The sequence below is a fragment of the Vibrio sp. 1288 genome (assembly GCF_033344475.1).
Genome location: NZ_JAWPOX010000068.1, coordinates 1 through 7908, shown reverse-complemented (window position 1 = coordinate 7908; position 7908 = coordinate 1). Strand labels below are relative to the sequence as shown.

The following is a 7908-nucleotide window of genomic DNA, read 5'->3' as shown; positions in this document are numbered from 1 at the left end:
CCCCCCCCATAACTCTTCGCCTCATGACCGAGCGCGACCTGCCGATGCTCCATGATTGGCTCAACCGGCCGCACATCGTTGAGTGGTGGGGTGGTGACGAAGAGCGACCGACTCTTGATGAAGTGCTGGAACACTACCTGCCCAGAGCGATGGCGGAAGAGTCCGTAACACCGTACATCGCAATGCTGGGCGAGGAACCGATCGGCTATGCTCAGTCGTACGTCGCGCTCGGAAGCGGTGATGGCTGGTGGGAAGATGAAACTGATCCAGGAGTGCGAGGAATAGACCAGTCTCTGGCTGACCCGACACAGTTGAACAAAGGCCTAGGAACAAGGCTTGTCCGCGCTCTCGTTGAACTACTGTTCTCGGACCCCACCGTGACGAAGATTCAGACCGACCCGACTCCGAACAACCATCGAGCCATACGCTGCTATGAGAAGGCAGGATTCGTGCGGGAGAAGATCATCACCACGCCTGACGGGCCGGCGGTTTACATGGTTCAAACACGACAAGCCTTCGAGAGAAAGCGCGGTGTTGCCTAACAACTCATTCAAGCCGACGCCGCTTCGCGGCGCGGCTTAATTCAGGTGTTAGCGGTAATTTAACCAGATAGGAGTACAGACATATGAAAATCGTAAAAAGGATATTATTAGTATTGTTAAGTTTATTTTTTACAATTGCGTATTCAAATGCTCAAACTGACAACTTAACTTTGAAAATTGAGAATGTTTTAAAGGCAAAAAATGCCAGAATAGGAGTAGCAATATTCAACAGCAATGAGAAGGATACTTTGAAGATTAATAACGACTTCCATTTCCCGATGCAAAGCGTTATGAAATTTCCGATTGCTTTAGCCGTTTTGTCTGAGATAGATAAAGGGAATCTTTCTTTTGAACAAAAAATAGAGATTACCCCTCAAGACCTTTTGCCTAAAATGTGGAGTCCGATTAAAGAGGAATTCCCTAATGGAACAACTTTGACGATTGAACAAATACTAAATTATACAGTATCAGAGAGCGACAATATTGGTTGTGATATTTTGCTAAAATTAATCGGAGGAACTGATTCTGTTCAAAAATTCTTGAATGCTAATCATTTCACTGATATTTCAATCAAAGCAAACGAAGAACAAATGCACAAGGATTGGAATACCCAATATCAAAATTGGGCAACCCCAACAGCGATGAACAAACTGTTAATAGATACTTATAATAATAAGAACCAATTACTTTCTAAAAAAAGTTATGATTTTATTTGGAAAATTATGAGAGAAACAACAACAGGAAGTAACCGATTAAAAGGACAATTACCAAAGAATACAATTGTTGCTCATAAAACAGGGACTTCCGGAATAAATAATGGAATTGCAGCAGCCACTAATGATGTTGGGGTAATTACTTTACCGAATGGACAATTAATTTTTATAAGCGTATTTGTTGCAGAGTCCAAAGAAACTTCGGAAATTAATGAAAAGATTATTTCAGACATTGCAAAAATAACGTGGGATTACTATTTGAATAAATAAAAAACTACCGCTAACACTGGCTCATAGGCAATGGCGGGTTGAAGTGCAATTTGCAAAGTCGGTAGCCCGCCCGAGCGTTTTCTCGGTTTGACAGGAAAGGCTCACGCAAACCGCCACTGCCCATAGCCCAAACCGTTAGGCCGCATGGACACAACGCAGGTCACATTGATACACAAAATTCTAGCTGCGGCAGATGAGCGAAATCTGCCGCTCTGGATCGGTGGGGGCTGGGCGATCGATGCACGGCTAGGGCGTGTAACACGCAAGCACGATGATATTGATCTGACGTTTCCCGGCGAGAGGCGCGGCGAGCTCGAGGCAATAGTTGAAATGCTCGGCGGGCGCGTCATGGAGGAGTTGGACTATGGATTCTTAGCGGAGATCGGGGATGAGTTACTTGACTGCGAACCTGCTTGGTGGGCAGACGAAGCGTATGAAATCGCGGAGGCTCCGCAGGGCTCGTGCCCAGAGGCGGCTGAGGGCGTCATCGCCGGGCGGCCAGTCCGTTGTAACAGCTGGGAGGCGATCATCTGGGATTACTTTTACTATGCCGATGAAGTACCACCAGTGGACTGGCCTACAAAGCACATAGAGTCCTACAGGCTCGCATGCACCTCACTCGGGGCGGAAAAGGTTGAGGTCTTGCGTGCCGCTTTCAGGTCGCGATATGCGGCCTAACAATTCGTCCAAGCCGACGCCGCTTCGCGGCGCGGCTTAACTCAGGTGTTACCGCAGCGAAATGGCCGGGCTGGTCAAGCGGTACGGTGACGACCTCAGCAAGTGCGACTTTATCGCGGCCATGAAGCTGGCCAGCAAGGGCCGGGAGCCGGACGAGATCGGCAAGGCCATGGCCGAGGCCAGCCCCGCCATCATGGAGCGCAAGACGGGCCATGAGGCCGATTACATCAAGCGTACGGTGCAGAAGGTGATGGAGCTGCCGCAGGTGCAGGAGGCCCGCGCCGAGCTGGCGAAGCAGGCCGAGAAACAGCAGTACCGAGGGCCGACATTAGGATAAAACACTTGCATTAGAGCTAATGCCTGTTATGGTGTTAGCTCTAATGCGGAGGAAATATGAAAGACCAACACGACAAGCGTACCGGCAACCTGCTGGCCACCCCCAACGCTATACGACAGGCCCGCTTTGCCGAGCAGCAGCGAGCCATGGGCCGCAAGGCCCGGAAGATATGGGCCACAGACGCAGAGGCCGAGGCGCTGCGGCTGTATCTGGAAGAACTCAGGGCGGCGCAGGGCGGGGGTAGTGACCCCGCCAGCGCCTAACCACCAACCGCCTACACAGGAGGCAAATCAATGGCTACCCATAAGCCTATCGACATTCTGGCGAGCTTCACAGAGCTACCGCCACCGATTGACTACGTACTGCCCAACATGGTGGCCGGCACCGTGGGGGCGCTGGTGTCCCCCGGTGGGGCCGGCAAGTCCATGCTGGCCCTGCAACTGGCCGCACAGATCGCAGGCGGCCCCGACCTGCTGGACGTGGGCGAGTTGCGCACCGGCCCGGTGATCTACCTGCCCGCCGAAGACCCGCCCACCGCCATACATCACCGCCTGCACGCATTGGGGGAACGCCTGACCGACGAGCAACGGCAAGCCGTGGCTGACGGTCTGCTAATCCAGCCGCTGATCGGCAGCCTACCCAACATCATGGCCCCGGAGTGGTTCGACGGCCTCAAGCGAGCCGCTGAGGGACGCCGCTTGATGGTGCTGGATACCTTGCGCCGGTTCCACATCGAGGAAGAGAACGCCAGCGGCCCCATGGCGCAAGTGATTGGCCGCATGGAGGCCATCGCCGCCGATACCGGGTGCTCTATCGTGTTCCTGCACCATGCCAGCAAGGGCGCGGCCATGATGGGCGCAGGCGACCAGCAGCAGGCCAGCCGGGGATCGTCCGTGCTGGTGGATAACATCCGCTGGCAATCGTACCTGTCCGGCATGACCACCGGTGAGGCCGAGGAATGGGGCGTAGACGACACGCAGCGGCCCTATTTCGTCCGCTTTGGAGTCAGCAAGGCCAACTATGGGGCACCGTTCAAAGACCGCTGGTTCAGGCGGCATGACGGCGGGGTACTCAAGCCCGCCGTGCTGGAAAAGCAGCACAAGAGCAAGGGGGTGCCTCGTGGCAAAGCCTAAGAACAAACACAGCCTCAGCCACGTCCGGCACGACCCGGCGCACTGTCTGGCCCCCGGCCTGTTCCGTGCCCTCAAGCGGGGCGAGCGCAAGCGCGGCAAGCTGGACGTGACGTATGACTACGGCGACGGCAAGCGGATCGAGTTCAGCGGCCCGGAGCCGCTGGGCGCTGATGATTTGCGCATCCTGCAGGGGCTGGTGGCCATGGCCGGGCCTAGTGGTCTGGTGCTAGAGCCAGAACCGGAGACCCCCGGCGGGCAGCAGCTCCGGCTGTTCCTGGAACCCAAATGGGAAGCCGTTACCGCTGACGCCATGGTGGTCAAGGGTAGCTATCGGGCGCTGGCTCGTGAAATAGGCTATGCCAATATCGAGGACTCAAAGCCCATCAGGGACTGCATTGAACGGCTTTGGAAGGTGTCCATCATCGCCCAGAATGGCCGCAAGCGGCAGGGCTTCCGGCTGCTTGCCGAGTACGCCAGCGACGAGGCAGACGGGCGCCTGTATGTGGCCCTGAACCCCTTGATCGCGCAGGCCGTCATGGGTGGCGGCCAGCATGTGCGCATCAGCATGGACGAGGTGCGGGCGCTGGACAGCGAAACCGCCCGCCTGCTGCACCAGCGGCTGTGTGGCTGGATCGACCCCGGCAAGACCGGCAAGGCGGCCATAGATACCCTGTGCGGCTACGTCTGGCCGTCAGAGGCCAGTGGGGCCGCCATGCGCAAGAGACGCCAGCGGGTGCGCGAGGCGCTGCCGGAGCTGATCGCGCTGGGCTGGACGGTGAACGAGTATGCGGCGGGTAAGTACGACATCGCACGGCCCAAGGCGGCAGGCTGACCCCTGCAATAACTGTCACGCCCCCCCCGTTAACTGTCACGCCCCCCCCGTTAACTGTCACGCCCCCCCCCGTTAACTGTCACGAACCCCCCCGTTAACTGTCACGCCCCCAAACCTGCAAACCCAGCAGGGGCGGGGGCTGGCGGGGTGCTGAAAAAATCCATCCATGATTATCTAAGAATAATCCACTAGGCGCGGTTAACAGCGCCCTAGTGGGGCGCTGTTTGCCCTTGCCCAAAATGCCCGGCCAGAGGCCGGATAACTGATCTATCCGCTGCGCTAGGCTACACACCGCCCCCACCGCTCCGCGGTAGGGAAAAGGCGGGCCAAGGCCCGCAAACCCAAACCCCATGCACAGACGCCACAGGAAGCCGCAGACGCCTTTAGCCGCTTTAGCGGCCTTTACCCCTGCCCGCAGGGCGGGGGCGCGTGTGAAGCCCCGCAGGGGCCATGCTGGCCACCTTGCGCTTGGCTATCTCCGCCTTGATGGTCGCGCCCGCCTCTCGCATCTCTTGCTGCAGGGCTTCGATCTCGGCAGGTGTCAGCCGGTAGAAGCTCACCCTTGCCCCTCTTGCGGCTCCGGCTGGCCATGCTCCTGTGGCTGCTATTCCTGCTTGGGTGGCAGTCCGAACAGCGCCCGGTCATGGTCGCGCTCTAGGTAGCTGTCCAGCCCATCGAGCAAGCGCTGTTCTGGCCACTCGCCGCTTTCGACTTTGCCGAGTATCCACGCGCCTACCAGCACCTTGCGCCGGGTGTCCTCCTTGCGCTTTTGCTGCTGCTCCCGTGCCCTGACCCGCTGGATCTTGGCGTTGATCCGTGCCCGTTGCTCTTCCAGCTTGGCGAGCCGTTCCGCTGCTTTTGCCATGTTGACATTCCCCTTGGTTATGTGCTTGCCATCATGCTATCATCGGAGCACAGACACCGCAAACCCCGACCGTCATTCTAACGGGAGGGCGCACTTACCGGTTTCTCTTCGAGAAACTGCCCTGCGGGCACCCCTTTGGGGCTGTGCGCTCTCCGAGGGCCATTGCATGGAGCTAAACCCCTATGGCCATCTATCACCTTACGGCCAAGACCGGCAGCCGGAACGGCGGCCAGTCGGCCAAGGCGAAAGCCGATTACATCCAGCGGGAGGGCCGTTACTCCCGCGACCGTGACGAGGTGCTGCACACTCAGTCCGGCCACCTGCCCGAGTGGGCCGAGCGCCCCGCCGACTACTGGGATGCTGCCGACCTGTATGAACGCGCCAATGGGCGGCTGTTCAAAGAGGTTGAGTTTGCCCTGCCGGTCGAACTGACCCTAGATCAGCAGCGGGAGCTGGTGGACGAATTCGCCCGGCATCTGACCGAGGGCGAGCGCCTGCCGTATACGCTGGCCATTCATGCCGGTAAAGGTGAGAACCCCCATTGCCACTTGATGATCTCTGAGCGGAAGAACGACGGTATCGAGCGCCCGGCTGACCAGTGGTTCAAGCGGTACAACGCCAAACAGCCAGAGCGGGGCGGGGCGCAGAAGTCCGAGAGCCTGAAGCCCAAGGCATGGCTTGAGCAGACCCGCGAGGCATGGGCCGACCATGCCAACCGGGCATTAGAGCGGGCTGGTCACGACGCCCGCATTGACCATAGAACACTTGAGGCGCAGGGCATCGAGCGCCTGCCGGGCATCCATCTTGGCCCCAACGTGGTGGAGATGGAGGGCCGGGGCATCCGCACCGAGCGGGCCGACACCGCCCTAGCCATCGACACGGCCAACGGCCAGATCATCGACTTACAAGAATACCGGGAGGTTATCGAGCATGAGCGCGATAGACAGAGTGAAGAAGTCCAGAGGCATCAACGAGTTAGCGGAGCAGATCGAACCGCTGGCCCAGAGCATGGCGACACTGGCCGACGAGGCCCGGCAGGTCATGAGCCAGACTCAGCAGGCCAGCGAGGCGCAGGCAGCGGAGTGGCTGAAAGCCCAACGCCAGACAGGGGCGGCATGGGTGGAGCTGGCCAAGGAGTTGCGGGAGGTAGCCGCCGAGGTGAGCAGCGCCGCGCAGAGCGCCCGGAGCGCCGCCCGTGGCTGGACATGGAAGTTGTGGGCCGGGGTCTTGATCGCTTCCGTGACGCCTATTCTGGCGCTGCTGATCGCATCATGGCTTTGGCTGGAGCCGCAAATCATCGAACAACAGGGGGGTATATGGCTGGTTTTCAAGCTCAAGTAAAGGGTGACCGCACCGCGCAAGCCATCGCCCGGCAGCTCAAGGCCATGGGCTGCGACCGGTACGACATCGGCATACGGGATGCCGCCAGCGGCAAGATGATGAACCGGGAATGGTCAGCCGCCGAAGTGCTCCAGAACACGCCATGGCTCAAGCGGATGAATGCCCAGGGCAATGACGTGTATATCAGGCCCGCCGAGCAGGAGCGGCATGGTTTGGTGCTGGTGGACGATCTCAGTGAGTTCGACTTGGATGACATGAAAGCCGAGGGCCGGGAGCCGGCGCTGATCGTGGAGACCAGCCCCAAGAACTATCAGGCATGGGTAAAAGTGGCTCAGGACGCCCCAGCAGGTCACAGGGGCGTAATCGCCCGGAAGCTGGCCCGCGAGTACGACGCCGACCCGGCCAGCGCCGACAGCCGCCACTATGGTCGCTTGGCGGGCTTCACCAACCGCAAGGACAAGCACACCACCCGCACCGGTTATCAGCCGTGGGTGCTGCTGCGTGAATCCAAGGGCAAGACCGCCACCGCAGGGCCGGAGCTGATGCAGCAGGCCGGGCAGGTGCTGGACAGCATTAAGCGCCAACAGGAACGGACGGCACGACTGGCCGAGATCACCGCCCCGCGGAGTGTGCGCCGGTATCGCCGCAGCGCCGTGGACGACTACCGCAGCGAAATGGCCGGGTTGGTCAAACGCTTCGGTGACGACCTCAGCAAGTGCGACTTCATTGCGGCTATGAAGCTGGCCAGCAAGGGCCGGGAGCCGGACGAGATCGCCAAGGCCATGGCCGAGGCCAGCCCCGCGATCATGGAGCGCAAGGCAGGCCATGAGGCCGATTACATCAAGCGCACGGTACAGAAAGTGATGGAGCTGCCGCAGGTGCAGGAGGCCCGCGCCGAGCTGGCGAAGCAGACCCAGAAGCAGCGCAGTCGGGGGCCAGATTTAAGTATGTAATGCTTGCGTTAGCGCTAACTGGTGGTATACTGTTAGCTCTAATGGAGGGTTTGAGATGAAAGACCAACACGACAAGCGTACCGGCAACCTGCTGGCCACCCCTAACGCTATACGACAGGCCCGCTTTGCCGAACAGCAGCGAGCCATGGGCCGCAAGGCCGCGAGCACCCCCCCCATAACTCTTCGCCTCATGACCGAGCGCGACCTGCCGATGCTCCATGATTGGCTCAACCGGCCGCACATC

At 59.1% G+C, this 7908-nt stretch carries 10 protein-coding genes and 2 pseudogenes; 11 read left to right on the top strand and 1 reads right to left on the bottom strand.

Going from position 1 to position 7908, the window contains the following annotated elements:
• The first annotated feature begins 8 nt into the window (after positions 1-8).
• The 7 genes from R8O11_RS24430 to repC all read left to right on the top strand — a co-directional run bounded on the left by R8O11_RS24430 (position 9) and on the right by repC (position 4505).
• The gene (locus tag R8O11_RS24430) at positions 9-542 is read left to right on the top strand and encodes an AacA4 family aminoglycoside N(6')-acetyltransferase (RefSeq protein ID WP_256829340.1); all 534 of its coding nucleotides are present in this window, start codon (positions 9-11) and stop codon (positions 540-542) included.
• 83 nt (positions 543-625) lie between these two features.
• Complete coding sequence (locus R8O11_RS24425) at positions 626-1525, top strand: extended-spectrum class A beta-lactamase VEB-18 (RefSeq protein ID WP_065825678.1); 900 nt, start codon at positions 626-628, stop codon at positions 1523-1525.
• A gap of 144 nt (positions 1526-1669) precedes the next feature.
• A complete protein-coding gene (aadB, locus tag R8O11_RS24420; protein WP_000381802.1) occupies positions 1670-2203 on the top strand; it encodes an aminoglycoside nucleotidyltransferase ANT(2'')-Ia in 534 nt (177 codons plus the stop codon).
• A gap of 61 nt (positions 2204-2264) precedes the next feature.
• Positions 2265-2540 (top strand): hypothetical protein, encoded by a 276-nt coding sequence (locus tag R8O11_RS24415; RefSeq protein WP_223847821.1) that lies wholly within the window; start codon positions 2265-2267, stop codon positions 2538-2540.
• Positions 2541-2596: 56 nt separating this feature from the next.
• Positions 2597-2803 carry a plasmid repression protein F gene (gene urfF, locus R8O11_RS24410; RefSeq protein WP_112928753.1) on the top strand — a complete coding sequence of 69 codons (207 nt, stop codon included), beginning with the start codon at positions 2597-2599 and terminating at the stop codon, positions 2801-2803.
• Between the two features lie 30 nt (positions 2804-2833).
• On the top strand, positions 2834-3673 hold the full coding sequence (locus tag R8O11_RS24405) for a helicase RepA family protein (protein ID WP_169573183.1): 840 nt from the start codon (positions 2834-2836) through the stop codon (positions 3671-3673).
• Positions 3660-4505: a replication protein C, IncQ-type gene (gene repC, locus R8O11_RS24400; RefSeq protein ID WP_112928757.1), complete on the top strand. Its 846-nt coding sequence runs from the start codon at positions 3660-3662 to the stop codon at positions 4503-4505. The genes R8O11_RS24405 and repC overlap by 14 nt, the downstream gene beginning before the upstream one ends.
• A 604-nt stretch (positions 4506-5109) precedes the next feature.
• On the opposite strand, the gene R8O11_RS24395 is transcribed toward repC, so the two are convergent.
• The gene (locus tag R8O11_RS24395; RefSeq protein WP_169573164.1) at positions 5110-5370 is read right to left on the bottom strand and encodes a mobilization protein; all 261 of its coding nucleotides are present in this window, start codon (positions 5368-5370) and stop codon (positions 5110-5112) included.
• 182 nt (positions 5371-5552) lie between these two features.
• Between R8O11_RS24395 and R8O11_RS24390 the strand changes: the two are divergent.
• The 4 genes and pseudogenes from R8O11_RS24390 to R8O11_RS24375 form a co-directional block, all read left to right on the top strand.
• Positions 5553-6194: pseudogene (locus R8O11_RS24390) on the top strand (MobA/MobL family protein); the annotation flags it as partial.
• 106 nt (positions 6195-6300) lie between these two features.
• Entirely contained in the window at positions 6301-6711 is a 411-nt protein-coding gene (locus R8O11_RS24385; RefSeq protein WP_011117300.1) for an IncQ-type mobilization protein MobB, read from the top strand.
• Positions 6642-7664 carry a DNA-primase RepB domain-containing protein gene (locus R8O11_RS24380; protein ID WP_318057402.1) on the top strand — a complete coding sequence of 341 codons (1023 nt, stop codon included), beginning with the start codon at positions 6642-6644 and terminating at the stop codon, positions 7662-7664. The genes R8O11_RS24385 and R8O11_RS24380 overlap by 70 nt, the downstream gene beginning before the upstream one ends.
• Before the next feature lie 55 nt (positions 7665-7719).
• Positions 7720-7908 (top strand): annotated as a pseudogene (locus tag R8O11_RS24375) (hypothetical protein); the annotation flags it as partial.